General features: G+C 48.2%; 30 protein-coding genes. 5 read left to right on the top strand and 25 right to left on the bottom strand.

Annotated elements, in window-relative coordinates; genetic code table 11:
- Window positions 1–47 precede the first annotated feature (47 nt).
- The 13 genes from AOC34_RS02270 to AOC34_RS02210 form a co-directional block, all read right to left on the bottom strand.
- Entirely contained in the window at window positions 48–725 is a 678-nt protein-coding gene (locus tag AOC34_RS02270) for a tetratricopeptide repeat protein (RefSeq protein ID WP_108468584.1), read from the bottom strand.
- Between the two features lie 97 nt (window positions 726–822).
- Window positions 823–1626, bottom strand: a complete 804-nt coding sequence (locus AOC34_RS02265; protein ID WP_108468583.1) for a PilZ domain-containing protein — start codon at window positions 1624–1626, stop codon at window positions 823–825.
- A 74-nt stretch (window positions 1627–1700) separates the two neighbouring features.
- Window positions 1701–2114 (bottom strand): hypothetical protein, encoded by a 414-nt coding sequence (locus AOC34_RS02260; protein WP_159074787.1) that lies wholly within the window; start codon window positions 2112–2114, stop codon window positions 1701–1703.
- 47 nt (window positions 2115–2161) lie between these two features.
- Window positions 2162–2497 carry a flagellar biosynthesis anti-sigma factor FlgM gene (gene flgM, locus AOC34_RS02255; RefSeq protein ID WP_108468581.1) on the bottom strand — a complete coding sequence of 112 codons (336 nt, stop codon included), beginning with the start codon at window positions 2495–2497 and terminating at the stop codon, window positions 2162–2164.
- A gap of 85 nt (window positions 2498–2582) precedes the next feature.
- Window positions 2583–3272, bottom strand: a complete 690-nt coding sequence (flgA, locus tag AOC34_RS02250; RefSeq protein WP_108468580.1) for a flagellar basal body P-ring formation chaperone FlgA — start codon at window positions 3270–3272, stop codon at window positions 2583–2585.
- Window positions 3272–4825, bottom strand: a complete 1554-nt coding sequence (locus AOC34_RS02245; protein ID WP_108468579.1) for a hypothetical protein — start codon at window positions 4823–4825, stop codon at window positions 3272–3274. The genes flgA and AOC34_RS02245 overlap by 1 nt, the downstream gene beginning before the upstream one ends.
- A gap of 29 nt (window positions 4826–4854) precedes the next feature.
- Window positions 4855–6801, bottom strand: a complete 1947-nt coding sequence (locus AOC34_RS02240; RefSeq protein WP_108468578.1) for a hypothetical protein — start codon at window positions 6799–6801, stop codon at window positions 4855–4857.
- A gap of 39 nt (window positions 6802–6840) precedes the next feature.
- Window positions 6841–7248 carry a hypothetical protein gene (locus tag AOC34_RS02235; RefSeq protein ID WP_159074786.1) on the bottom strand — a complete coding sequence of 136 codons (408 nt, stop codon included), beginning with the start codon at window positions 7246–7248 and terminating at the stop codon, window positions 6841–6843.
- On the bottom strand, window positions 7245–8219 hold the full coding sequence (locus AOC34_RS02230; protein WP_159074785.1) for a PDZ domain-containing protein: 975 nt from the start codon (window positions 8217–8219) through the stop codon (window positions 7245–7247). Before AOC34_RS02230 ends, AOC34_RS02235 begins: the two co-directional genes overlap by 4 nt.
- Before the next feature lie 59 nt (window positions 8220–8278).
- Window positions 8279–9094: a hypothetical protein gene (locus AOC34_RS02225; protein WP_108468575.1), complete on the bottom strand. Its 816-nt coding sequence runs from the start codon at window positions 9092–9094 to the stop codon at window positions 8279–8281.
- Window positions 9095–9136: 42 nt separating this feature from the next.
- Window positions 9137–9895, bottom strand: a complete 759-nt coding sequence (locus AOC34_RS02220; protein ID WP_108468574.1) for a PilZ domain-containing protein — start codon at window positions 9893–9895, stop codon at window positions 9137–9139.
- A 9-nt stretch (window positions 9896–9904) separates the two neighbouring features.
- Entirely contained in the window at window positions 9905–10339 is a 435-nt protein-coding gene (locus tag AOC34_RS02215; protein WP_159074784.1) for a surface-adhesin E family protein, read from the bottom strand.
- 151 nt (window positions 10340–10490) lie between these two features.
- Window positions 10491–10679 (bottom strand): hypothetical protein, encoded by a 189-nt coding sequence (locus tag AOC34_RS02210; protein ID WP_108468572.1) that lies wholly within the window; start codon window positions 10677–10679, stop codon window positions 10491–10493.
- Window positions 10680–10941: 262 nt separating this feature from the next.
- Between AOC34_RS02210 and rpoN the strand changes: the two genes are divergently transcribed.
- Entirely contained in the window at window positions 10942–12333 is a 1392-nt protein-coding gene (rpoN, locus tag AOC34_RS02205) for an RNA polymerase factor sigma-54 (protein WP_108468571.1), read from the top strand.
- A 3-nt stretch (window positions 12334–12336) separates the two neighbouring features.
- Here rpoN and AOC34_RS02200 read toward each other — a convergent pair whose 3' ends face one another.
- From AOC34_RS02200 to AOC34_RS02190, 3 genes are all read right to left on the bottom strand, one after another.
- Window positions 12337–13065: a GGDEF domain-containing protein gene (locus AOC34_RS02200; protein WP_108468570.1), complete on the bottom strand. Its 729-nt coding sequence runs from the start codon at window positions 13063–13065 to the stop codon at window positions 12337–12339.
- A gap of 23 nt (window positions 13066–13088) precedes the next feature.
- Window positions 13089–13469 carry a hypothetical protein gene (locus tag AOC34_RS02195; protein ID WP_159074783.1) on the bottom strand — a complete coding sequence of 127 codons (381 nt, stop codon included), beginning with the start codon at window positions 13467–13469 and terminating at the stop codon, window positions 13089–13091.
- A gap of 104 nt (window positions 13470–13573) precedes the next feature.
- Entirely contained in the window at window positions 13574–14149 is a 576-nt protein-coding gene (locus tag AOC34_RS02190; RefSeq protein WP_108468568.1) for a hypothetical protein, read from the bottom strand.
- 182 nt (window positions 14150–14331) lie between these two features.
- Here AOC34_RS02190 and AOC34_RS02185 point away from each other — a divergent pair, with 182 nt between their 5' ends.
- Both AOC34_RS02185 and AOC34_RS02180 read left to right on the top strand, forming a co-directional pair.
- Entirely contained in the window at window positions 14332–14604 is a 273-nt protein-coding gene (locus AOC34_RS02185; protein WP_108468567.1) for a hypothetical protein, read from the top strand.
- Between the two features lie 26 nt (window positions 14605–14630).
- Window positions 14631–15008 (top strand): hypothetical protein, encoded by a 378-nt coding sequence (locus AOC34_RS02180; protein ID WP_108468566.1) that lies wholly within the window; start codon window positions 14631–14633, stop codon window positions 15006–15008.
- A 95-nt stretch (window positions 15009–15103) separates the two neighbouring features.
- Here the strand turns inward: AOC34_RS02180 and AOC34_RS02175 are convergent, their stop codons facing one another.
- Both AOC34_RS02175 and AOC34_RS02170 read right to left on the bottom strand, forming a co-directional pair.
- Complete coding sequence (locus tag AOC34_RS02175; RefSeq protein ID WP_108468565.1) at window positions 15104–15574, bottom strand: bactofilin family protein; 471 nt, start codon at window positions 15572–15574, stop codon at window positions 15104–15106.
- Window positions 15575–15612: 38 nt separating this feature from the next.
- Complete coding sequence (locus AOC34_RS02170) at window positions 15613–16641, bottom strand: helix-turn-helix domain-containing protein (protein ID WP_108468564.1); 1029 nt, start codon at window positions 16639–16641, stop codon at window positions 15613–15615.
- Window positions 16642–16889: 248 nt separating this feature from the next.
- Between AOC34_RS02170 and AOC34_RS02165 the strand changes: the two genes are divergently transcribed.
- Window positions 16890–17201, top strand: coding sequence for a hypothetical protein (locus AOC34_RS02165; RefSeq protein WP_108468563.1), 312 nt, complete (start codon window positions 16890–16892; stop codon window positions 17199–17201).
- 96 nt (window positions 17202–17297) lie between these two features.
- Window positions 17298–17702 carry a bactofilin family protein gene (locus AOC34_RS02160; RefSeq protein WP_108468562.1) on the top strand — a complete coding sequence of 135 codons (405 nt, stop codon included), beginning with the start codon at window positions 17298–17300 and terminating at the stop codon, window positions 17700–17702.
- Window positions 17703–17751: 49 nt separating this feature from the next.
- Here the strand turns inward: AOC34_RS02160 and AOC34_RS02155 are convergent, their stop codons facing one another.
- The 7 genes from AOC34_RS02155 to hemA all read right to left on the bottom strand — a co-directional run bounded on the left by AOC34_RS02155 (window position 17752) and on the right by hemA (window position 25721).
- Complete coding sequence (locus AOC34_RS02155; protein WP_159074782.1) at window positions 17752–18573, bottom strand: hypothetical protein; 822 nt, start codon at window positions 18571–18573, stop codon at window positions 17752–17754.
- Between the two features lie 113 nt (window positions 18574–18686).
- On the bottom strand, window positions 18687–19139 hold the full coding sequence (locus AOC34_RS02150; RefSeq protein WP_108468560.1) for a bactofilin family protein: 453 nt from the start codon (window positions 19137–19139) through the stop codon (window positions 18687–18689).
- Window positions 19140–19301: 162 nt separating this feature from the next.
- On the bottom strand, window positions 19302–20024 hold the full coding sequence (locus tag AOC34_RS02145; RefSeq protein ID WP_108468559.1) for a pseudouridine synthase: 723 nt from the start codon (window positions 20022–20024) through the stop codon (window positions 19302–19304).
- A gap of 74 nt (window positions 20025–20098) precedes the next feature.
- Window positions 20099–21076, bottom strand: coding sequence for a cobalamin B12-binding domain-containing protein (locus tag AOC34_RS02140; protein ID WP_108468558.1), 978 nt, complete (start codon window positions 21074–21076; stop codon window positions 20099–20101).
- A gap of 239 nt (window positions 21077–21315) precedes the next feature.
- The gene (locus tag AOC34_RS02135) at window positions 21316–22521 is read right to left on the bottom strand and encodes a Coenzyme F420 hydrogenase/dehydrogenase, beta subunit C-terminal domain (protein WP_108468557.1); all 1206 of its coding nucleotides are present in this window, start codon (window positions 22519–22521) and stop codon (window positions 21316–21318) included.
- Window positions 22503–24404 (bottom strand): 1-deoxy-D-xylulose-5-phosphate synthase, encoded by a 1902-nt coding sequence (dxs, locus tag AOC34_RS02130; RefSeq protein WP_108468556.1) that lies wholly within the window; start codon window positions 24402–24404, stop codon window positions 22503–22505. The genes AOC34_RS02135 and dxs overlap by 19 nt, the downstream gene beginning before the upstream one ends.
- Before the next feature lie 15 nt (window positions 24405–24419).
- On the bottom strand, window positions 24420–25721 hold the full coding sequence (gene hemA, locus AOC34_RS02125) for a glutamyl-tRNA reductase (protein ID WP_108468555.1): 1302 nt from the start codon (window positions 25719–25721) through the stop codon (window positions 24420–24422).
- Window positions 25722–25729 lie beyond the last annotated feature (8 nt).

Genomic DNA, 25729 nt, shown 5'->3' with positions numbered 1-25729 from the left:
CAGCAGGCTGCAACTATGAGGTCAAACGGACCTCCATTGCCAGCCGTTTACATGCACTTATACAGCATGCGGAGATTTTGTATCTTGCCAAACTGCAACTCCGCAGCCGTCATCTCTTCGTCATAGTTTTCTTTATGGCTATGTACAAAAATATGCAGCACCCGTTTTGCTTGATCATGCCCCTGCAGCGCTGCTAGCGAGAGATAGTAGAAGGCTTTTTTAAGGTCTTGCGGAATAAATTCACCCTTACCGTAGAGTGAGCCTAAGGTGTAAGCGCACTGCCGACTTCCCTCTGCAGCCCCTACTTCAAGGTACTTCACGCCCATCTTTACATCCCTTGGAACCCCCTGCTCCATTCCTAAGCCGAGGGCAAGGATATTGCCTAAATTGCAGTAAGCGTCTTTTACCTCTTCTTTAATCGCTTTTTGGTAATACTCGACCGCAATTTTATAATTCTGGGCCACCTTGCCAAGGCCGCGCTCGTGCATCAAGCCCACATTAAAGAGCGCATAACCATTACCCAGGCTGGTATGTCCATTTTGCAATTCGTAGAATTTTTCAATGTGCTCCGGAGAGAGGTTTCCGTCGAACACCATTTTGGTCATCAGGAAAACGGCATCGTCATTTTGGTCGTTGACCGCACAGTCGTACAAAATATCAAAGGCAACATCAAATTTGCCTTTTTGCATATTGAGCTGACCTAATTCAATTGCGCCGTAACCCATGGAAACGAACTCCAAAATAGATGATTAAATAATTACCATTATAGTTTGCCAGCCATACTCGTCGCATTGCTGTTTTGTCACAATTGGCGCCAGAAAATCAACACCACGAGGTATCTTGGTACCAATAATTGATTCGATGGTTGACTCGGGAGCTCTGAATGGCCGTCCTTGTACTGGCAAACTCATTTAGATTCAAGCGCGTAGGCTGATATAACTCGCACCCTACCCGGACTCGCGACTCCTCTAATAGGCTCGGTCTGACATTTCGGATGATGAGATCAAACTTGGCGGTTCGCGCTTGCAATCGCTCTAAGGTGCAACTGGTCCAAATGGTCCCGACCTCCAGCTCGGTGGCACCGAGGCGCAAATCAAACTGAATGCCTTTATCGGAAATATCAATAATGTCTGCAATCATTTCCTTGCCGACACTGAAATAAATCAAGGCCTTAAATGCCCTATCGGGCGGGGCGGGAACCCTAAAATCATCGCGGCGCTGGATTAAATTAACTGCTTTGGGGATATCGCATGCCAGTAATCCGTTATCGAGTAGCCTCAATCCCTGCATCGGAAATTGCAATTTACCCAGCTCAAGGCCAGATACAAAAATACAAGGGTCGCTGATGAATGCGTGGACCCCATTTTTAGGGGGCTCCTCCACCTTGAACTTAAAGCCCGTTTTAGCGTCGATGCCATCCACACTTACTGGCAGCAATTGTGACGATTTGGTATTGAAGATGGCGGAAACTGGGGCTGGGGAAAAGAATTTTTCCAGGTTTTTGTACAAAAACCGACTATCTAATGCGTATTTAGGGTCAATGTCGCCAGCGTCGGGTCGGTAAATTTTAAATGGCATCGATTGCAGTTCAAGTGGCCCCTTGCCGCCATCAAGCAGAATCGCCATTGGGGCTTGGGCAAACCCCAATTATACGAATGTTTACCCCATGGAAGCCCGCCTTAGACGGGCATGAATACCTACTAAACCTTGCGGGATAATACCCCACCAACCGAGCCAGGAACGCCGCCGTCGCTGCCATAGGTTGCGCCCGGGGCTTGCTGCGCAATAAAGGACTGCATGGCAGCGCTGCGCTGCATCGCAAGGCGTATTAGATCGCCATTGATTTGGTGGTTGGTGGACGTTTCATTGAGCAAGTTTAATAACTGCTCTTTTTGATCTTCTGGGAATTGATTAATATCTCCTCTGAGTTTTTCTGCGCCGCCGGGATACCCATTGATCGACTCTAAAGCCGCATTGGTGAGCTCAAGCGCGGCTGGCAAGCGATCCATGTCATTGGCCTCGAGGGCGGAACGCAAGTCCCGAACAGCAGTATCAATTTTTTCTAGAAATGCATGCAATGCATCAAATGGCATTGTGCCGGTGAAATCGGTCATAGTGGGGTGAACGCGTGGTGAGCGTTGCCTGCAGGATCGAGCGCGACTTAGATGCTGTTTGGCTTTTGGCCAATCGCAGCAACCACATCCTTGAGCATGGCTTGGGAGATTTGTTTGTAATCGATTTCGAATTCACCTGCAGCAACCTTGGCACGCAGTTTTTCGATTAAGGCCTGGTCACTTGCTTTGTTGGCTTTGGAATCGCTTTGCACTTCAGCCAATTTAGCGGTCAAACTAATATCCAGATTAACCGCTGGGCCCGGAACCGCTTCAGCAGTCGCTTTGGCAGAAGATTGATTTACAGCGGACGAGTTCGAACCTGGGGTGGCTTTACCCACTCCGGACTGTGGCGGAATCAGTGGTGCATTCTCATTAATCTTCATCGTCTTCTCCTGTTTACTGCTTTACCTGCATTTTACAAGCCAACTGCTCCTAAATGCTACTGTACCGCATAAAGTAAGTCACTACTCACTCTATATTAACCCCAACCACGCCTGGTCTTAATACCCTACCCTGCAAGGTCTGGCCATCCATCAGGCGCACCCGCACCATATCACCAACCATGCCAGAGCTTTGCGCGGTTCCTTCACCCGATACCTGAAAGCCCTTGCCGACCAACTGGATCAAAACAGGGTCTCCTGATTTGATTACGGCAGATTCCTTTAAATCGTTTAGCCCAATCGGGGCACCCATTTGCAGTGGGCGACCCAAAACCTTATCAAAGGCTGCCCGAGGCGTTCTCAAGACATCGTCGGGCAGGATACTTAAATCGCCCTCAATCACCCGAATATCGCCACTTTCCAGCTTTTGCCCGAAAGGGAGATAGCGACTAGCCACCACATAATCGCCGTACGCACGGATATTTAATGGCACATTCACCATCCACGAGGCCTTGGCGCAGCGCAATTGCAGGGAACTTCTGCCCCACAACCGGACGCCGGGGGGCGTGATGATCTCAATCGAGCCGCCGATGCAGGGTGGAATCACCTGATTGGGCTCAATCAACTGAACCTCCACTCGCAAGCCGTTGACGCTAGGGCTTTTTTGAATGTAGCGCTTAATTGAAGCCTCTAAGTCCGGCGTCAGTGCGGCCTGGGCTGAAATCGCCAAGAACCAGTGTAGTAAGCCAATACAAAGCGGAACCCGAAAGCCACGCATTATTTGATGTACCTCTCGAGCGCAACCCAAGAATAGACGTTATTGGCCCCATCCAGAGCAACGCCAGCAAGCCAATGGGGTCGATCCAAGACCGCAGGAATATTTTGATGGATATTCATGTTTTCCACGCCCAAAAATTCGTGGGCATACAGCCAGTAGGTCTCGAGTCCAGCGCGGACCGCAATCTTTCTGGCTGGATGAATGATTTCACCAATCGAATCCACTTTAGAGTCAGAGGCTTTGTCCAGTTGCTCTTCACCTAAGTATTGAATCGCCGACACAGCATAGTAATTTCCATGGCGTGAAAAATACGCCATCGGCATTCGTAAGAGACTCGATGGGCACGATAAACGGACGCCTTCGTGATGCACCTCTAAAGAGCCACCGATTTCAGCCATCATGCTTCCCACTGCCAACAGGTGCTCTTGCGATAAGGAAATGTGATCGAGGTCGATGAAGATCATCAACCCTTGCTGAACCGCAAAAATACTGGGGCATGGCGGCAAAATACTGAGAATCGTGAGAAGTTGCTGGGCTATGTCTGCATCGGCATACACCTCATCAATTAAAAGCTCATCCGTCAAATTATCAAAAATATGCCGTAACGATTGCTGCCCTACATGGATTAACTCATCCTGCTCTTTGCTCAGTACAAAGTCGAGCTCAACCCCGCTCCAACTTTGCCCCTGACCAGCTAAGCTACGGGCTTTTTGTAGTCGATTCAAATTGCTTGCGCGGTCTAAAACGTAATGCCGATCGTGATACCGTGTGTGGGCCGAGTAATCAAAGGTACTTGCCCGATCAATCGGCTTGGGCGCTCCCTCGGGCATTGAAAATGCTTTTGGCGCAGCCCCTGGCATAACGGCGGGCGGCGAATCTTGCCGTGGCGTAAAAAGCCGATTGAGGTCACGAACAGCGTGGTCTTCATTGCCAGCCGACTCAAAATCCCTGCGTTCGTCTGCTGCAAATTGAGCTGCTGCTGATTGAGCTTGAGGCTCTGCGGGCTTTTCGAATGCACGCAAGCGCTGTTTGAGCTCCGAAGAAAATTCCTGATTCGGAAATTCATCAACGTATTCATCTTCATCGATGGGCGCCATTTGCGAAGCCTGCGGCTCCACTTTCTCTACCATCACATCAGACGGCGGGGTAGCAATTGACAATGGCTCCGTCGAAATGGGTACGCCCTCTTTTAATTGGCTTAATTTTTTCTCGAAATCGGCTTTGGCCTGATTTAAGCGCTCAAGACTGACTGGCGCCTGGGTGCTGCTAGACGGATGAATCAACGCCGCTTCTGCATTGACTAAAGTAATTAACTCTGGAATTAACAAAAATGCTTGGGGCCGATTGGCAACAAAACTCTCGGACAAGGCATTGGCGAATCCACTTAATGCATCTAGCCCAGCTCCGTCAAGGGCATTTGCCAAATCAACGCTGTACATCACCATAGACTGCACTCTGGCTGATCCCGCGTCGCCATTGACCGGGGAAGACGAGAGCAGCCCCTCGATCGCACGATCAACGTCAATTAGAAATAGCGGTTTTTCTTCAGCCATAAGGTTGCGCTTTTATCCAATACATCGCATTAGGTTTTAGCTTGACGTTTCAGGTCCGAAAACTCCTGACCAAGACCATCAAACTCTTCTTGCCAAACATCGAGGTCACGAATCACTTGCTTAGCATCCATCGACATTAGCTCAATCGCCTCTAAAGAGACTTCTGGGGCAAGCTGCTCCGACGCAGCCGCTTGGTCCAAAGCCAACGCAAGGGAACCCCTCATTTTCGACACAGTCGCTTCGACACGGTCTACCAATAGATTTAATTGCTCCGTCTCCACTGCAAGCTGCTTGCTGGAGTGATTATCCAAAATCGCCAAATAGAGTCGGACACCTTGCTGTTTCAAGGCAAAGAATGCATCCTGAAGTTGATCCAATGGGCCTACTCTACTGCTCCTGTCGCTTGAGCCAGCATAAATCGCATCGTCCTCATTGGGGCTAGCAGGGCGAATTTGCGCTGCCTTGTCTTGGAGCGTATTGACTGAATGGCGCAGCTTATTACCTAACTGACCCAGTAATTTAAAGCGCCGCTCAATATTCGTAATTCTCTCTTTTAAGTCACCACTCAGCTCGGAAATGACGTTAACGACTGTTTTTAATTCAGGCGATACCGCTTCTTCATTGACTTGTTGGCGCTCTGCTACGGCAGGCTTTGGATCCGGCTCTTTTTTATCCAACACCTTGATGCTGGGCGCATTATCAAAGCCTAAATCAATTGAACTGAGGAGCTGGTCGGTAGCAGAGGCAACGGGTGCAGCACGCTGCAAATCGATTGCGTTGAGGCTAGTATTGCGCTGATAGAGGAAGCCTCCAATGGCAACCCCAACCATTCCGAAGAGTGACAAAAGAGTAAGTCCTAAAAAGCCGCCCGCAGTCTCGAAATCAAAGAATCCCAAGCCCTGGGAGTTCTGCTGAGCAACGACTTTCAAGGCCTCATGACCGGACGCAAAATCACGCACAGTCGATATGCCAGCTGCATAGATTTTTATAGCGAGGGCACTTTCTTGCGGCAACTTGGTGTTCCACGGTGTTTGGTTTACCTTAACCATCACCTCACCTAGCTTCGGTAGCGCTTTAACCGCTCCTTTTTTGCCAAACTCAATCTCAAGCAATACTTTTTGGTCGATTACCGTACCCAAGGCCTTTTGTAATTCGGCATTATTGGCCGAGTCAATGATATTTTTTTGCCATGCCGTGTTTGCCTTCACAAACGCATCTAGGCTTTCCGCATACCTTTTGGCTGGAAAATCAGCCGCCATCTTATCCAGCTCCAACGCGCCTTTTGGAGCCAACAAGGCTTCCGCAGACTTGGCCAGGATAGCGAAACCGGCTAAGCTTTTTTCCTGGGCTAAAACGGCGCCAATGGCCTGTTCTGTTTTCTTGGCCCCTTGTAAAACATCTTGGATGCTGCTGACCTGAGGCGACTTTCCAGAATCGCTAGGCGAGTCGGTAGACTCTAACTTGTCTTCTGTTAAATAAGCATATTTATCGGGCTTACCAAACAGGAGATTCATGATTTTGGCGTCTACTTTTTGGAAAAAAGCCAATATCGGGTTATCGGAAAGGGTGGCTTGCGGCGCTGCGCTTGCAGCTTGCTTCGGCGCATTTTGTGGCTGCGCTGCTGAAGCCCCTGCTTTTGAAGCGCCTGTATTTGCCGCATTAGCCTGCGGCTTTAGATCACCGGCTAAAGATTTAAATAGACTATCGGATTTTTTCAGATTATTGAAAAAGCTAGGATCAAGTCCAACCGCTCCATTGGTTTGGGCTTGCAATTCTTTTAAGGCCGGAATGAGGCGCAATACTTCAATTTGCTCAATATCAATGGACTGCAAATAGCTGCCATCCGAGACCCAATTGCGTGCGGAGATAAATGCGCTGATGCTGGCGATCAACGCAATAACAAACGAAACAATGGCCAGCCAGCGCCATGGTGTCGTTGCCCGCTGAAAGATATGGTTTTGATATTTTTTGCTCATAAATTTTTTCTAGCGAATGAATCAGTCGATCACCTGGCCCTAAGAAGCCTCCAACAATAAATAGTCGATCCCATGGTGATGCACGAACACGGAGTCGCTTACGATGGAGGCATGAAAGGGGCCAGCAATATTATTTACCCGAAAGCCAAGACCTTGATTTGGGCCTTCTTTTAAAACCAGAATCCATGGGGCATTTTCTGGCTTAAGTACTTGCTGCCAATGCGAGAGTGTTTCTGAGCGGCGATTAAACCGCAATACCTGAAAATGACTGCGCAGATACACTGGGGCGCCCTCATGAACAACAACACCACTAATACGCAAATCGCCCAACGATTGCTCTGCTTCGGGGTATAAAAAAACCGACTGCACTGACCTTGCTGGTAGCGCATACCGCTCTCCATTGATACGCATACCAAGCCAATGCTCTGGTTTTTCGCTATTCATCATGCACCTTTACCCGGTAGCTGCCGCTGATACCAAAATAAGCCAAATGCAATAGCAAAAATAAATAAGCTGCAAATGAGAGCGACGACGGCATCGCCCATTCCAGTTAAATGGTCAGCACTGCGACGCTCAATTTTCCATTTCTGCGAAAAATACACTTCAACGTTTTCAAGGTACTTTTTGTGCTGCCACGCTAATACCTCCCGCGATTGAATCTTGGCTGGATTCGCCCCAGAGGGATCAATAATTGCTCTGGCAATCAGATTTAAGCGCTTTGCATTTTGCATTAAATTATTGGCCGCATCCGCACGCCAATCAATGGGGATTGCGGAGAGCATCTCACGGCGATATTGATCGACTTGGCGCTTCGTTTCTTGCTCGGTGTAGTAAACCGCATCTAGAGGGGTGACAAAACGTAAACCGACATTACTGTCATTAATTGGCGCCTTGCCGGCTATTCGCATGACAACTGAAATAGCGTCCTTTTTATTTCTCAATAGTTTTAGTGTCACTTCCGCAGCAGGTCTATCGTTGAGCGCAAAATAAAAACCGGTTACCGATTCAATTTTGACTGCATTAAGGTAGGTGACAATATCCCCAGGCTTTATTCCGGCAAGACCAGCGGGAGAAGCGGGGTCAACGGACTCAACAACTGGCAAGGTCACGTCCAGAATAGGTTTAAACCGCTTATTCTCAAACTCCGCAAAAAATTGGAAGGCCCGATTGACGGCCTCATCCAATCCCACCGGAACAATCGCATCGTCCGCCAGCTTTGGAATATCTACTGCCCTGAGTCGGCGTTGGTTGTTGTTATTGGTTAAGCGAAAGTCGATGCTTTGTGTCTTCACAAAGTCTTCTAAATTGGGGCCAGTTACCTTAAGGTTTTTTAGCTCATCCGAGGAGCTAGACAGTTCACTCGCCGCCCCCAGTAGGGTCATTAATGAGACCACCACCAAGAAACTGGAAAATGCCAAAAACCAGAAGTAAATCGTGCGCTGGGATCGAGGGGGGCGAAATGCAAACAAGATGGGCTCTAGCCTTTCTTACGACTAGGGTCAGGCTTGCTTGCGCTGAATTTAGTGCTAGATTGATTTAATACGAAGCGCTGCTTTAGCATCTCTACTTCGCGGTGCTCCGCCATCAACTGCACTTCCGTCTTGCGCTTGTCCATCAATAAGCGACAACTCGCAATATCATCAATCCAATCACCCGACTTCATCTCGATGATGGCCGTTTCTAAGATGTCGCGGCCGGTTGCTTCATTTGCCTTAACCCGCACGACAAACAATCGCACATCATCAACATCACGCAGGGTTAACTCAACATAGTAGGTTCTTGCAAAACGGTGGTTAATTGCAGTCAGTGTGTAAGGGTAGTTATGCAGTGTGAAATGAATCACCGTTCCATCGTCTAAGGGCAATGGGTCTACTCTTAAAGCGGTAATTCCTGCCTGAGCATGCCACTCAAGGTCAGTTTGTTGAGCCTCGAGGCTCTTCTTCGGAAACGCACGCGTCTCAAAATAGATTTGATACAAGGTTTCTGGGAGATGACGCTCGGCAGCCAGATTTTTTAGAACCTCGGCAGTGGATGTAATGCGAAGCCGCTCGGCCATGAGGTCCAACTTCATATTGGCAATTTTTTGATTGATGACTTCTTCCAGTTGATGGGTTTTTTGTAAACTCGCCACCATCACGGGTTCCGCCGGCTTTGCCTCGTTCGCCTTGCCCTTTGCCCCGTCCAGCACCTTACCGTAAAAATCTCGGATAAAAAAATACAAAAGCGCAATGAACATCAGCACGCTGATGATCATGATGAGCTTACCGGTAGTTAGGTTGGCAAAAAAATTCATGGTCAATTCATTTCGAAATCGAGGCGCTGCATCAAAGTGAACTTAGACATACCATGATGCCCCTAGATGCCATCGATTGAGGCGACCTTGCACTCTGGCATTTTCAATCGCGCTGCGTGTACTCTCGAATTCTTTCAGGACTAATTTGTTGGGCTCATACAACTCACAGCCTGCGCGAATGCGATCCATTGCTGCCCCGGGCCGTACATTTTTAATCAGCAAATCAATGGTGGTCGAGCGCGATTTCAGCCGCTCAAAATAACCAGAGTGCCAATACCGACCAACCTCCACTTCGGTTGCGCCCAAGCGAATATCCAGCAATATCCCGTGCGCTGAAATATCGATCACCTTAGTCAATAATTCCTGACCGGCGCCCAAGCAAAGCACAAAACTTAAATCATCATCCGCAGGGCCCAGGGTACGAAACTCTTTTCTACGCTGAATCAAAAGCAAATCGGATGGCAGCGGACAGGTGATATTTCCATCCTCCGTTAACTTCAGATTAAGGGCTAAAAATTGCATTTTTCCCGTATCGCCACAGAGCACCACCACCCGCTGCCCACCAACGAGGCTGGTGAGACCGCCTTCGGGCTTGATTTCTGGCTTCATCACAATTAAGCCTTGTTTGATCTCAAGCAATGAGACCGGCAATTCCCGGGTCAAGCCATCCAGCGCAAACAAACCCGCAAGGGGTTTTTTAAATAATTCGCGCTCGATCGTTTTTGCGATAGCACGAGGCTCCACATGAAAGCTTGGCTCTATGTTTGTTAATGCCTCTGGCGGGTGTATATTAAATTTCATAGAATTAAATTAAGACGTGCAAACTTGACTCTGCACAATAGCTAAAGGACTTCCTTCCGGCACCGGGTCATCATTTAAGTTAAAGCCGGTATCGGTTTGCAGCACGGGTTTACCGGCTGCATTGGGCTCCGCATAATTGATGGCCGCCAGCGTAGAGTAGGTATTACGCACGCAATTAAAAAGAATGTTTCGGCGTACCGATACGACGCGCGATTGAGTTTGTCCTTCATCCGCTTTTCGATTGGTAATGATCCATACTTTTTTCCAATCGGGGGGTAAGGATTTAATAGAGCTTTTGTAATAGGCGATGGAATACTGTTTGCCATCGAGAACCATGACCAAATCGTCTTTTGCCTGAGAATAGGCAAAACCAGCCCCAAGAAAACTGGAGGCGACTGCGAAAACGAGTTTAGTGAAAAAAGGGGTGCCCATGGTCAAAGCCACATAAATTGGCAATTATACGGACATCTAAGGGGTAAAAGTAGCCCTTAAACGCGTGCATCGGTTGTGGGCATCTAGACAGTCAAGCCCATCTACTGTCAAAGGGGGTTTGGCCCCCGAAATTGGTAAACGTACTCTGCTACAAAGCCTCAATTTAGGCAGTCGGCGCATCCTCAGATCCACCATCCACTGGGACTGGAATCGACTCCCCGTTGATGACGTGCTTGACCCAATAGCGTGCTGCAGCAATATTGGTTGTGTAAAAAGCAATTTTGCTGCTTTTTTCGATGGTATAGAAGCGCTCGCCTCGTATGCGGTGCTCGGTAATGACTGGATTTTCCATAATATGAAATGCCTATTTATTCTGTCGTTCTCTTAATACGGCCATACCGGCTCTTTTGATTAGGTCATTATTGCAGCTGAATTACTCTAGCAGGCACTAAAACTCCTTAAGCCTCTAATTTATAAAGCAATTTATCCAGTACTTGTGGTTAGAATGGGGGTATGTTTTTCGAACTGCATTTTTTAATCTGGAAGCTCAATTTCGGCCTATTGAATGGGCCCTACCCTAAGTCCCCAGCAATTGGTCGTCTGTAAACCCCGTTATGGCTATATCCCTTAATAATCGACTTAGCCCCCAGGTTAGCCTCACACCGCAACTGCAGCAGGCCATCAAGTTATTACAGCTATCAAACAATGAGTTAGAGCAGGAATTAGCAAAAGCAGCCGAAGAAAACCCCCTCTTGGAATTCGAGCCCAACCCGGAAATCGAATCCAATCTCAGTCAATCCAATGAACGCATCGAAGTAGCCCAAAACAATTGGTCCAACAGCAGCCCCGTAAGCCAAGATGATGAGGACTGGGTAGAGCGACATGAGCGCGTGGCACACAAGCAAACCTTGCTGGAGTACCTCGAAGAGCAAATTCAGTTACTGAGCATTCCCAGCCAAGAGCAATCCCTGCTTGCCTATTTGGCTGGATGCCTTGATGACCGAGGCTACTTGGTGGACGACTTGGAATCCATTAATGCAGAAATTGGCGCTCAATTGATGGGTAGCGCCCGCAGTGCAATGGAGCGCATCGAATCGGGCTTAAAAATACTACAGACACTCGACCCCCCAGGGGTAGGGGCACGTAACCTCGCTGAATGCCTCTCACTGCAAATTGATCGCATCCTCCATGAGCAGAAACACAATGCCGATGAATGGGCACTTGCAAAACGCATTGTGAATACACACTTAAATCAAGTAGGCTCCAAAGATTGGCCCAAGATAAAACAAGCCTGCGGCAAATCACAGGCCGAAGTGATGAAGGCCGTTGAATGCATACGGCGATTGCAACACAACCCTGGTGGTCAATTTGAACGCGAGCATGATCAATGGGTCTTGCCCGACGTGGTCGTCAAACCAAGCCGTGGAAAGTGGGTCGTAGAATCCAATCCAAGCGCCAAACCCCGCATATCCCTCAATACGGAATACGCCAGAATCCTCAATGAAAATGGAGGCAAGAAAGCGGATGGCGCATTAAAGCAAAAAATGTTGGAAGCAAACTGGATTGTGAAAAACATTGCGCAGCGAGAGGAAACCATTCTGAAGGTAGCTCAAGAAATCGTTGCTCGCCAGCAAACCTTTTTCTCTATGGGCGCAGTTGGCATGCGGCCCCTGGTGCTGCGGGAAATTGCCGAAAGTGTAAATATGCATGAATCCACGATTTCCCGCGTGACAACCCAAAAATACTTAGCGTGTCCGCTGGGAATTTACGAATTCAAATACTTTTTTAGCAGTCAGCTGAGTTCGGAAAAAGGTGGTGCCATTTCCTCAACGGCAGTGCAAGCACTGATTAAGAAAATTGTAGAGGGCGAATCCAGCACAAAGCCAATCTCGGATACCCATATTGCAAAATTATTGAATGATCAAGGCTATGTGATCGCCAGAAGAACCGTAGCAAAATACCGCGAATCGCTGCGCATTCCAGCAGTTCATTTGCGCAAGGAATAGAGCTCACGGAAAAATGTGAATGCTGTTTACTCCCGATTTTTTTGCTTGGTACATTGCTCGATCAGCTTGATCAATTAAATCGCTAATGGATGTTGTTCCGTCGGCTCCAATTGCAATGCCAATACTGGCGCCCAATATGACCTCGATCGATTGCTCAGAGCTTAAGTGCAAGGGTGCGGTGATGATTCTGAGCAAGCGAGCGGCCAGCTGGATTACCACCTCTGGTTCGTGCACGTCCTCAAATACCACGATAAATTCATCACCCCCCCAGCGCACCGCCATATCGGCGGGTCTGATCGCGCCCTGAATGCGGGCGCCAACTGCAGTCAAAACCTGGTCACCAATTGCATGTCCGTGCTGATCGTTGACGCGCTTAAACCCGTCCAAATCGATAAAGTAGAGGGTTAAGGCAGTTTTCTTGTTATTTGTGGAAGGGCTCTTTTTGGAGTAGCGATCCAAAAGACTGGACCGCGTCAACATTCCAGTTAATTCATCGCGATTAGCGGATCCGGTCTTATGCACCCCATCCAGAAATTCCATCAGCATGCGCCGCTGAAATGGCGTCGTACTCGAGTCCTGAGTTAAACACGCAATCATGGCCTGACGATTTGTTCCTTGCAGAATCTCCTGCAAATACGCTAGGTGGCGTTTAAATTGCTCTGCAGCTTTGGCTGGATCAGGATCCACTAAATTGCTAGTCAAGGGTTGGGTGTTGGTTTTGCTGAGTGCCATAACTGACTTCAGCTTACGATGAACTACTTACAAATCGTATTTTTGACATCGCTTTCGACGCTGCCGGCATCGATGGGCATTGAATTGGATTTATTCTTTTCAAAATACACCTCATTGAGCGATCCCGTCTTCGCATCAAAAAACAGATAGGACGTTCGGTAATAAAAATAGGAGTTTGCTTTGCAATCCAAGGCGCCGCTCGCGCTAAACAAATTGAATGGCTTACCCTCGGGGGCGATTTGGTCTTTGTTAAAGTGGGCTGAGACGGTGTACCACGTTGTGGAGTCCTCAGCCTTGCCCCAACCCGCAAGCAAATATAAGGTAGTCTCGGCATTTTTGCTCAGCACGATATCGCTATCGCTACTCGATTTTTTTGCCGCTCTAGGATCTGCGGCCTTGCTCATATTGGATTCTAGCGGGGGCTTTGCATCTGCACCACAGGCTAGCATTAATAAAATACAGGCGACACTAAATCGAAAGATGGGTTTGCATTTGCTGAAGCCGACGCTCATTTTGAGTCCCCCGCAATCGGTTTCGTGGCCCAAGTTTCAAACGCAGGGGGGATTGACTCCCCTTCTGTAAAACCAAAATACCGGGTTTTGCCATTTTCGATCGTAGCGGCATAAACACGCCCCTTACTAGGGTCTATTAAGTAGGCAGCTCGAGATAGCGCGCATCCCAATTTTTGGCATCCTGAACCCAAAATAAAAGGTCCAACGTAAACCAGCGGTTCGCTGTCTTCCAAAGCAGTTATAAAGAGTTGGTAACTGCCGCCAAGCAAATACTGAAATAGGGGCTCATTGACGGGGCGCTTCACAAACTGAAGTGAGGAGCTACCGACGATTAATGGAGAATACGTGGCGATCTGCTTGCTTAAATTTTTTAACTGCTCGCTTTGCTCACCCTGCAACACTTTCGTTGCTTGCTGCTGACCTGATTCAGCGGTGTATTCCCACACTTTAAAAATGAAATAAACCACTATCAAAGCAGCGAACGCATACAACAGGCCCTTAGCAATTTTTTTTGCCAAGATTGTTACCAGACTTAAGATCGTTTGAGGCTTGCTATCCATGCTGCGAGTCATCTTTACGAGGGAATTATTAACGTTTAAGCCTTCGAACTAGCTCAGCGTTACTATAAAGCATAATCTTTAGGTTTCCAGCAATTCGTGGGTGATTTGCTAGATTTGCAATAATCTAGAATATTCATCAATGTCGACGTGCTTACGCCTCAAACCATTCGCACAATCACTATTTTGGGATAAATATGGGTAATTTGGATGACGCAATCAAGGAACTAAAAGAAATAAATGCGCACATGGCTGAGATTAGCTCTACCCTTGCACAACGGGACCGTAAATCAGATGAAAGCCTGAATGTGATTCGAAAAGACCTCTGGAATATTAAGAATATTGTGGCGGACGAAAGCATTCAGAATAGGATCGTTCAAAAAGGGGTCGAGCGTGCACTTGCAAAAGGCTTCGGGTACCTTTTAATCTGTGGATTAATGCTGTATGTGGTTGGTAAATTTTTGATCTAAATATCGATACTTTTAAGAACAGGCCCATGACAACCCCGGAATTCAACGAGCGCCAAAAACGCTACATGCACATTGCCAAGTCCCTAGAGTCTGCGAGTAAGGAATATGAGAGCGCTGCTCTCGGGCTTCAACAGGGGATTAGCGAAGAGCACGTCCATCGTCATGTTAAAAATGCAAATGTGGCAGTTGAGTCTGCATTTCCCGAATTATTTGCCCCACCAAAGCACTCCGCGCCACCTAAGCTTGCTCCAGCTGCGCGCGACTATACCAACCTTAAAGTGGTATTGATTGCATTGCTGGTTTTAGGATTGCTTTACGCCTTCGTTGCATTTGGTCCAACTGGCGATTTAACGAAGACGTGGATGTTGCAAGATTTGCAAAAAAACGTCGCCTATCCCAAGTAGGCTTATTTCCGTATTTACTTAGTGGCTTTTATGCAGCGCAGTGGTTCACTTTGGAAAACAGGGGCTGAAGAGCCCTTGATTTGCGCCCGCAGTATTTAATAGCCATCCGCCTTTTTTATCGGCAGCACATTGTTTAGATTTGCATCCGCCTGTTCGCTAGCCAAATGCTCTGTTGAATCCGAAAGTAAGCACTTCAAATTACCGTTGACCTTGGCATCCGGGTGCACATTAATCTGTGAATACGTCACATCACCATTCACGATAGCCCCAGGATAAATTTCAACACGGCCCTTTGCATAAACCGAACCTTCGATCCGACCGATAATGATGGCATGGGAGCTGTAAATATTGCCCTCGAGAAATCCCGCTTTACCAACGACAGCAGTATAGCCATCATTCGATCCAGCAGAATCCTCCTCCTGATGTATATCACCTATCAGGTGGCCAGATAACAGCAAATTCCCACGGTGCGTGAAGTTGCCCTTAATTGTAGAGCCAGCCCCAACCGTGCTGGCATAACTCAGTTGCGTGTCGGCCATTGGGCCTTTTTTAGAAAATTCGAACATGTTAATACCTCAGAAAAAATAGCGCGCACGATAGCGCACTATAAATTAACCTCGACTAACTTCACTTGCTTCGACCCTACGTTTGGCAGCCGTACTCGCCAGCCCTGATAAAACATTTCAACACTGTCTAAATCTTGACCAAGAACCGTAAAAGGCGCTACGCCCTTAAAAGCATGAGCAGTATTTGCCTCTAAAGCAATTACAAGTTGTTTACCGCTACCATCGATAAAACAGAATGTCTGCTTAATCAGTGTTTTCAGATTAACAACATCACCAAGCTTCGTTGGGTTTGGGGATTGGTAGCTGAGCAACTGCGCATCCTGCTTATAGGGGCACTGGCTGGCAGCCACCGCAGTCGCCTCAGGGGGTTTGACTTCTTGACTTGCTTCGGCAGGCGGATTTTGCACCTCGGTCTTCGCCTCATCGCTAGCTACCTTTGGTGGCTCTACGGGAAGCATTTCGTGTGGCTTTGGCTCTCGATCAAGCAGTGCAGCAACTTGATATGCGATATCGTATTTTGAGTTCAAGCTGAATACGACTCCCGCAATTACAACCCCAAGGGAAAGAAAGGCGATCGACTTCACTGGAAAGCGAAATCCACCCCGACTATTTGCCTCCGCTAAATCCCCGCCCACTTTTTCTGTCAACAGCTCCTGCCACTCCAATCGCTCTGTGATTGCAGAATCAACGGCATCAGTCGTCGATACACTGTCTTGCGCAGACAGAGGGGTCTTTTTAGAGGATACGCTGCCATTACGCTCATTTTTAATCCCACTCGCTAAGGAAGCTTCTTCATTCTCTTCCGTTGTCACAATAGCTGCGCGTGGGTAATTGAGGTAATACGATTCCGCAAGATTTAGCAGCGTACCAACGCGTTTGGCCGCATTGATTTTTAGCGGATAGCTGTAGAAGGAACTCATCCCCCCTTCTTCCAACTCGGTGATCATTTTGGCGGATAAACAGCATAAGCTTGCTAACTCATTACGTTCATACCGGCGTGACTCCCTAGCCGCCTTTAGTGCGGATCCAAGAATATCTGGCATTGGGGTGTTTTTTACTGGCGACATGCCTCTTATCCTGATATTTACTGCACCGCAATAATATGGGTCACAGTAATACTTACTTTTGTCACTATTATTTATAAAGATGAATATTAGCAAATTAGGCCGCTTTGCAGGAACTTTATTCGGCGGACGCACCGCTTAAAAAAAATCCATGTCAACTGGTAAAATAGGTTCATTCAAGGGATAACCCTTAACTACACAGGATTAACAGCAAAATGCAGCTTATTTGGATTTCAGGGTCCACTTCGACCATGAAGCAAATCAAGATAACGGGAAGAACTTTAGTAAAAATCGCCTTTTTATCGATAAGCGTCTTTCTAATATTTGGGATCGGCATTCATTTTCTTGGTTTTCGGGTGGCCATTCGATTTAGCCCCGAAATGACCAAAGAAATGGGGGGGGTGATTACCCGTAAGGAAATGGATGAGATTGAGATCCATTACCGTAAAAATCTGGAGGCCCTTCAAAAACAAATTCCGCTCATCGAAAGCAAGATTGGTGAGCTAAAAAATCTGAAAGATCAGTTTTCAGAGCTGTCGACCCCCACTACAACAAAAAAATGACGCCCTAATTTAGGGCAACGGGCACAAATACCCTTTTTATCTTCTGACGATATTGATATATTATGGTTTCACATTTAATACTTCAGGATATTTAATATGGCGGATAACAATCCAAAAGGATCTCTTTTTGTTGGCGAAGGCGTCATTGTTAAAGGTACATTTGAGGTGCCAGAAATGGCTGTCGTTGCCGGACTAGTCGAAGGTGAGCTCAATACAAAAGAGGTTTTAGTAGACACCTCGGGTATTGTGAATGGGCGAATCAATGCGGAAATAGTCGAAGTTAGAGGCGAAGTGACCCAAGGTCTTCACGTAACTAATCACCTGAATGTTCGCTCCAGCGCAAAAATTACTGGCCTCACCCAATACGCTGAAATGAGCGTTGAAAAAGGGGCGAAGCTAAGTGGTGAGCTCAGGGTGATCGACTCCGTTGTGTCATCCACAAGCTACTCGCCATCCAGCACCCCAAGTTATCAGAATATGGACTCTAGCGACACCGAGTAATTGGTTTAAAGCCTTCATCAAAATGCCCCAGTAATGGGGCATTTTTTATTTATGAACCGCTATCGGATTTAGCTGCTATCGCCTGCATCATCGACAGCATTTGGAAATACGGTGGCGGGGGATCATTAAATTCTGAATTATCAAATGCAGTAATTCGGGTCTTATCGATTGCTTTGAAAATTTCTGTGTCGAATTGGATTCCTCTGGGAGCCTCATCCAAACTATACGTATCGGCATCGACCTTGGAAACCATTTTCACCACCTCAGCCCTACCCCCTTCAATTCGCACAATCCAAATATCGGTATAGCCAGTGGTATCTCTAAACAGAGTCCAGCGCCCCCAGCTCACATCGTCATCCTGCATATAGGAATCTTGTTCTAATACCTTAAGCACGCTACCGCTGTACTTAAATGAAGCAGATAAATTTTCATTAATATCACTCATAAAATAATGCATTTTTATTGCGTCATCAAATGCAGGTAAGCCGAGTTCTGCGAGGCCTTGCTCGTATTTTTTAAAAGACGCATTGCAGCCCTCTACCCGTAGCTCTGGGTTTGGTTCCGCTTGTTCTGCCGGCTCTGATGCAATTGATTCTTCGTATGCTTGACGTGCTTGCGCGCTAATATTTAAAAAAAGGCTCTGTGACTCAGGACTGATTCCGTAGGTATTAAACCAATGCTTTTCGATATCTAAGCACACCTGCGCTAACTGAGCATGCAGAAAATCGTCTTTGGGAAATTCAACCTCGCACGCGTAGAGCTGGTCAACTAAACGCGCCTCTCCTCCATCCGCCTTTGGGATAGTTGCATGCCAAAAGTGTTGGAAGCTATCGTATTTAAATCGCTCGCCATAAAATTGGAAGACGTTCATATCAAATTGCAATTGACCCATGAACGAGGGCCTGCCTTTTACTAAATCAAATAATCCCATGGCTACCTATTCTTAATGTGGCGCAAATAAAGCAATGGCGTATCCAGCGCGCTTTAGCTACTTTTTATTTTGCTCCAATTTGCTTGAAAGATTGCTGCGGAGTCAGTAGATCCCTGTGGACTTTCGCCGTTTGTGGAAATCATCAAGCCATTTAACTTAGCGCCGTGTTCAATTCCCAGCTGGCCATACGTAATATCCCCTCGTACTTCTGCACCTTCATGCAATTCGACGCGCTCGGTAGCGTAAATATTACCCTCTACGCGCCCAGCAACCAGCACTCGAAATGCAAAAATATCACCCTGAACTACGCCCGTTTTACCTAGCGCAATACTGACGCTTTTGCCCTGGCGCGCTTCGATATTGCCAATGACGCGCCCGTCGATTCGCAGACTCTCATTAGCAACTAATCTGCCATGCACCTCGGTTGCTGGCCCTACTATGGTCTCGAAGGACTCCATGGTGGGCTGCAAGAACTTAATAGATTGGGATTTTTTGAACATTTTCATTCATTCTCCTGATAGCGCCCTGCCTTTTCTTGGCAGGGCTCTCATTCTAGCTTCATTCCGCCATGCCAACGAGCGTTCCTTTTGGGTGGAAATAATGAATTAAGTTAGTAAATACAAACTTAATAATTCGGCAATCTAAGGCATCAGGTTTGCCGCCACAGCTTATTCGATCGGCTGTGCCAGCAATGCCATTTCATGGGGATCAATCCAGCGCCATTGACCCTCTTTCAAATCCGCTGGCATGCCGTAATTTCCGATTGAGGAACGATGTAGAGCGGCAACGTGATTACCGACTGCGGCGAGCATGCGCTTAACCTGATGGTAGCGCCCTTCCACAATCGTCATTGCCAAGCGCCGCTCATCCATCAAAACGCATGCCTTGGCAAAACAGGGGCTGGGATCATCATCTAAGACAACGCCATTCAGTAAATGGTCGATTTGCTTTTGGGTAATTGGCTCGGCTGCAGTGATCTCATAGACCTTGCCTATGTTCTTCTTGGGGGTGGTCATGCGGTGAATAAATTGCCCATCGTCCGAGAGTAGTAATAAACCGGTCGTGTCTTGATCCAGGCGCCCAACGCACTGCACTGCTCGTTCAATTAAGGGTCTTGGTAAGAGGCTATAGACACTCGGGTGATGCTTGGTCTTATGGGAGCATTCGTAATTAGCAGGCTTATTAAACGCGATATAGGCTTTTTCGTGATAAACCCAATCCATGCCTTCAACCCGTAGCACCAGGCCTTCTGGGTCCATTTTGATTTCAGGATCATCGGCAAGGACGCCGTTGACCTCGACTAAATCGGCATACACCAAATCACTGCAATAGCGGCGAGTACCAAAGCCTTGGCTAAAGAGTATTTTTTCGAGCGTAAGGGGTTTGGCCATGCAATGGGATTAGGATCGGTGAATGTCTGCCTAGCAGAATACACCGATCACCCCACCGCCGACAAAGCGCGCCTTTACTTTTTATGCTGCTCCACATGAAAGGTGGCTTTTTCTAAGGCGTCTACGGCATCCACTCCAACCATATCCGCGCCCAAATCCTCAACCAATTCGGGGTTTTGATTAAACACCGGGCTACCAATCATGATGCCGACATGGGGGTTGAGCGATACCGATCGCACTTCCATGATCATGCGTTTGAGATCCGGAAATTGCTCGCGCACGCTGGCGGATAAACCAATCACATCAAACCACTGCGTCTTGGCCATGCGCAAAATATCGGCTTCAGTTGCGGCAAGCTCACCCCACACGCGCCAGCCTGCGCGCGCAAAAAACTCGGACACCATAAAGAGGCCTAAGGTGTGCTGCGAACCAGGCAAAGGGACTAACATCACGCTCTTGCCTTGTTGCTTGTACTCGGCGTACTCCTGAAAAACGGGGCTCAGGTCATACATTAATTGCTTAATGCGCCACAGCGCTACCGTGACTTGCGTAAAGTCCGCTTCGTCACTTTCCCATTGTTCGCCGAGCTTGCGCGCCACTGGCGTGAGTAAGTTCAGGTAAATCTCTTCCAGCTCAATGCCATTCGCAAACAATTCTTTAACGTAGTTTGCTGAAGGGGTGGCGTCGTCTTGCAAAAGTAAGATTAAAAGCTGATCAATGTGCGCACTGTCAATACTGGGATGCGCTGGCACATTGAGTTGGCCGTTTTCTAATCGATCGGCCTTTAAGTGATGCTCCACAATGTGCGGCAGGATATTGCCTTCAATTGTTTTCACCAAAGAACTTAAATACTCTTCCGGGGTACATGCCTTCGATAAGGGATGCGATTCAATTGGGGTGTTCGCACCCCCATCAATCGGCGCATCATTGGTCAAGCAATCGGCCCATGCATTGCGCTGGCTGTTATTGATTGCATCGGGCGCACTAGATACCGGCTTGGTTTTGATAACCAATTTCTCGCGCGCTAAATCAACTAACCTTAGAAGGTTCATGTTATTCGGTTAAATGGTCCCACCAGATCATTTTTACGAGGAAATATTAAATATACGTAAATGAAATCGAAGGCAAATAAGAGGTCCAGGTAAGTAAATGAACTTACGTTATAAATGGTTTTTTTCTTTCTCGCACGGTCTCCAATACCACTAGGGGATTACCTGTAGGTCGGCTTTCACATTACAAAAAAATACCATTCACCATCTAAGCTGCTTTGCCCCCACTTATCTGCTATGCCTTACTTTATTTTTTCAGTCGATTCAGGGCTTAACCCATACTTATCTGTAATTGCCCAAACGTGATTGGGAACCATGTTCTTGATTTTGTGGGGCGCCATTTGCCGCAAGTGCAAAACCGACTCTATACCCTTCATCTCAACACGGGCTTTAGCAAATTCCAGTCCACGAGGACCAAATCGGGGCATGACCCAGGCCATGATCGGACGCAAAAAATTGGGCATGCGGTTAACGGGTAAGCCTCCAGCGGCTAATTTGACGTTTTTCATGAAACCTTGCACTGCCGAGATGCGTTTACCCGCAGTAGTGACTGGCTCGAGTATTAATTCAGGAGCGATCAAATCCAGCACAGCTTGTCCGCGCGGATTGCGCACAATCACCCACTGCGCTCCGGTACCGGCCATATAGCCCACCGTGATATCCGATAAGGCATTGACGTAATCCACGCAGGTCTTGCACGTCAGCGGAAAAAAATCGCTGGGTAAATCGGATAAGGGCAAATTCAGAAAGGGGATCTCTTGTTTCGTGCCATTTTTAAAACGCAATTCGACTTTGTAGTCCGCCCGAAATTCCAAGTAAGTAATGCTATCGGGATCTTTGCTCAACAAACTTAAAAAGTGATGGAAGTGTTCAGTCGTCGTATTGTCTGAACAGGGTGAGCCCACAATCAGGAGTTGTTCAAAACCCAGCTCCTGCTCCAATGCGCGCGCTGCATACACCTGACACGGAATGCCAATCATCGCTACTTTTTTGTGACCGGCTTGTTTGGCTAGTTCGAGGTACTGCACTACGGGTGCGTAGCCCATGCGCATACCGCGGCACTGGGCCATATCGGCTGCCTTGGTCACAATAATGGGCACGGGTTTCCAGCGGTCCTGGGAATCACCTGTTACCGTCACCACGGCATCCACAATCCCTTTTTCAAGCAGCAACTCACCAATGCGCGTGATGATGCCGGTCCACTGCGCTCCCGCTAGAGGCTCTTTCATCTGCGCCCGCGCCATGCTGAGGTAAGGCCCGAAAAAGACCTCATCGGATTCAATCAGATTGCGCGGGCGACCATGCACTGCGGTTTCGAAGCTGGGATAGTCCGGCTGAATAAACTGACAGGCAGAGCCGCAGCGCTTGGGATCACTGCTGCGCGATACGCCGCAGTCAGTGCATAAATCCCGATAGGGTGCGACTTGATTTACGGCGCTGTCGTGCATGCCTCAATCGCAAAACGGGTGCGCACCCGAGCTTCAATCTGCTTAGCTGAGATGCCATACAGCTCCATCAGCGAAGGAATATCGCCGTGCTCGGTAAATTGATCGGGCAAACCAATCTGCAAGGCCGATACTTGAATGTCCTGCTCTGCTAAATACTCTAGACAGGCACTACCAGCGCCACCCATCACACAGCTGTCTTCGACAAACACGATGCCATCGTGGCTGGATGCAATGGATTTGAGTAATTCCTCATCGAGCGGCTTTACAAAGCGCATATTGACCACCGTAGCATCGATTGCCTCGGCCACTTCCATGGCGGTATAGAGCATCGGCCCAAAGCAGATGAATGCAATGCGCTTAGCAGGGTTACCTTGAATGCTCCGCTCTACCTGACCTTTACCGATTGCCATCGCCTCAAGTGATGTTCCTGCATCGGGGCCCTGGCCACTGCCGCGGGGATAGCGAATCGCCGATGGGCCATCGAAGGTAAAGCCCGTCGTGAGCATGTCACGGCACTCGCGTGCATTGGCCGGTGTCATCACCAGCATATTGGGTAAACAGCGTAAATAAGCAATATCAAATGCACCGGCATGCGTGGCGCCATCCGCACCGACCATACCGGCCCGATCAATCGCAAAGACTACGGGTAGATTTTGCAAGGCTACATCGTGCACCAACTGATCGTAGCCGCGTTGTAAGAAGGTGGAGTAAATCGCGACAACGGGTTTTAATCCATCACAGGCAATACCGGCAGCAAACGTTACGGCATGTTGCTCGGCAATACCGACATCGTGGTAACGCTCTGGAAAGCGGCGCTCAAATTCCACTAGGCCAGAGCCTTCGCGCATTGCCGGCGTAATGCCAATCAAGCGCTCATCGGCTGCCGCCATATCGCACAACCACTTACCAAATACCTGAGTGAAGGTTTGTTTGGACGGCTTACTGGGCTGTATTCCGGCTTCAATATTAAACGGGCTGGGGCCATGGTAAGCAATCGGATCGGCCTCAGCGCGATCGTAGCCTTTGCCCTTTTTGGTGACAATGTGTAAGAACTGCGGGCCTTCGGTTTTAGCCAGCTTATTAATATTCTCGAGCGTAGCAACGAGAGCATGAATGTCATGCCCATCAATCGGGCCGTAGTAGTCAAAACCAAATTCTTCAAAGATGGTAGCTGGCCCAACCATGCCTTTGGCATGCCCTTCGAGCCGCTTAGCAAACTCCCGCAGCGGCGGTGCATACGACAGGACGCGATCCAGGCCGCGCTTGGTGACGGCATAAGCTGAACTACTAATCAGTTTTGCAAAGTAACGATTGAGCGCGCCCACCGCAGGTGAAATCGACATCTCGTTGTCATTCAGAATCACGATCAGCGGCACATCTTTGCGCACGCCAGCGTTATTCATCGCTTCAAAGGCCATGCCTGCACTCATGGAGCCATCGCCAATCACCGCCACTACTGTACGATCTTCGCCTTTAGTCTTAGCCGCAACCGCCATGCCCAATGCCGCTGAAATACTAGTCGACGAATGCGCGGTACCAAAGGCATCAAACTCACTTTCAGAACGCCGTGGAAATCCCGAAATGCCATTGAACTGGCGCAAACTGGCCATGCCCTCGCGGCGACCGGTCAATATCTTGTGCGCGTAACTCTGATGACCCACATCCCAAATAATCCGATCTTCTGGGGTATTGAGTACATAGTGCAGTGCTAAGCTAAGTTCTACCGTGCCTAAATTGGATGACAGGTGTCCACCCGTTTTAGCAACCGACTTTAAGATGTATTCCCGTAAATCATGCGCGAGCTGCGGCAGTTGACCTGGATCGCAGTCTCTAAGATCCTGCGGGGATCCAATGGTCTCTAAAAGATTGGTTACTTTGAGCATAGCGACCTCACTGTCCTATTTTTGGCCATACATACTGGCGATAATTTTTTTGAAATCATTCAATTCATTGGCGGGGGATGTTTTTAAGGCATGAATTGGCGCATGCATTAACTTATTCGCTAAGGCCTGCGCCATCGTCGCCATCACATCCATCGGATCATCGCCCTTGGCCAAACGCCGGCGGGCTTTTTCCAATTCAATTTGCTTAAACTGCTCGGTTGATTCTTGCAAAGACTGAATAATCGGCACAACGGTACGGCGCTCCAGGGATTCATAAAACTCACTCACGCCCTGATCAATAATCGACTCTGCTTCGGATACGGCTTGCAAGCGGCTGTCTTGCCCGGCTTGCACTACCTCACCCAAATCATCTACGGAATACAAGTAAATGTCGCGAATCGATTTAATTTCTGGCTCCACATCGCGCGGCACCGCTAAATCAATTAAGACCATTGGCCGGCGATTACGCGCCTTCAATGCGGTTTTAATCATGCCCATACCGATGATGGGTAAGGAGCTGGCAGTACAGGAAACAACAATATCAAACTGATGTAATTGGCTTGGCAGGTCCTGCAAAGCAAATACCTCGGTAGCGATGCCTTGCTGCGTAAACACAGCAGCTAATTCATGGCCCTTATCGAGGGTGCGATTGGAAATCGTAATTTGCTTGGGCTTGCGGGTTGCAAAATGATTGGCGCACAAGGAGATCATCTCACCGGCGCCGATAAAGAGTACTTTGCTATTGGCAATATCGCCAAAAATACGTTCACTTAAGCGCACCGCGGCGCTCGCCATGGATACCGACTGGCTACCAATTTTCGTATTGCCCCGAACCGCTTTGGCAATCGAGAAGGTCTTATTGAATAACGGCTTTAAATAAGAACCTAGGGTGCCTACCTCATCGGCGTGCTGCACCGCTTGTTTCATCTGCCCCAGAATTTGGGTTTCACCCAGCACCATCGAATCCAGGCCGCAGCCCACTCGGAAGGCATGCTTTACTGCCATATTCTCTTTGGCAGAGTAAATATAGGGCTTGAGTTCATGGTGGTGCATGTTTTTTTGCGCCACGAGCCAATCAATCGCTTTGGCTTCTAGGTGATTGTCGGTGTAATCCAAATCATTGGCAGCGCAATAGATTTCCATGCGATTGCAGGTCGACAAAATCGCCACCTCAGGCGAGCTCGCTGCATTGGTACCTTTGAGATAGGCCCGTAAATCCAGCAAGGCATCGCGCAAAACCTCAGGCGCTACGGCCACACTCTCCCGAATATCAATCGGTGCGGTGTGGTGGTTTACGCCTAGGTTGAGTAGTTTCATGGTGATAT

This window comes from Polynucleobacter difficilis (assembly GCF_003065365.1).
GTDB classification, from domain to species: Bacteria; Pseudomonadota; Gammaproteobacteria; order Burkholderiales; family Burkholderiaceae; genus Polynucleobacter; species Polynucleobacter difficilis.
The sequence above is the reverse complement of the archived record's forward strand: the minus strand, read 5'-3'. Positions and strand labels throughout refer to the sequence as shown.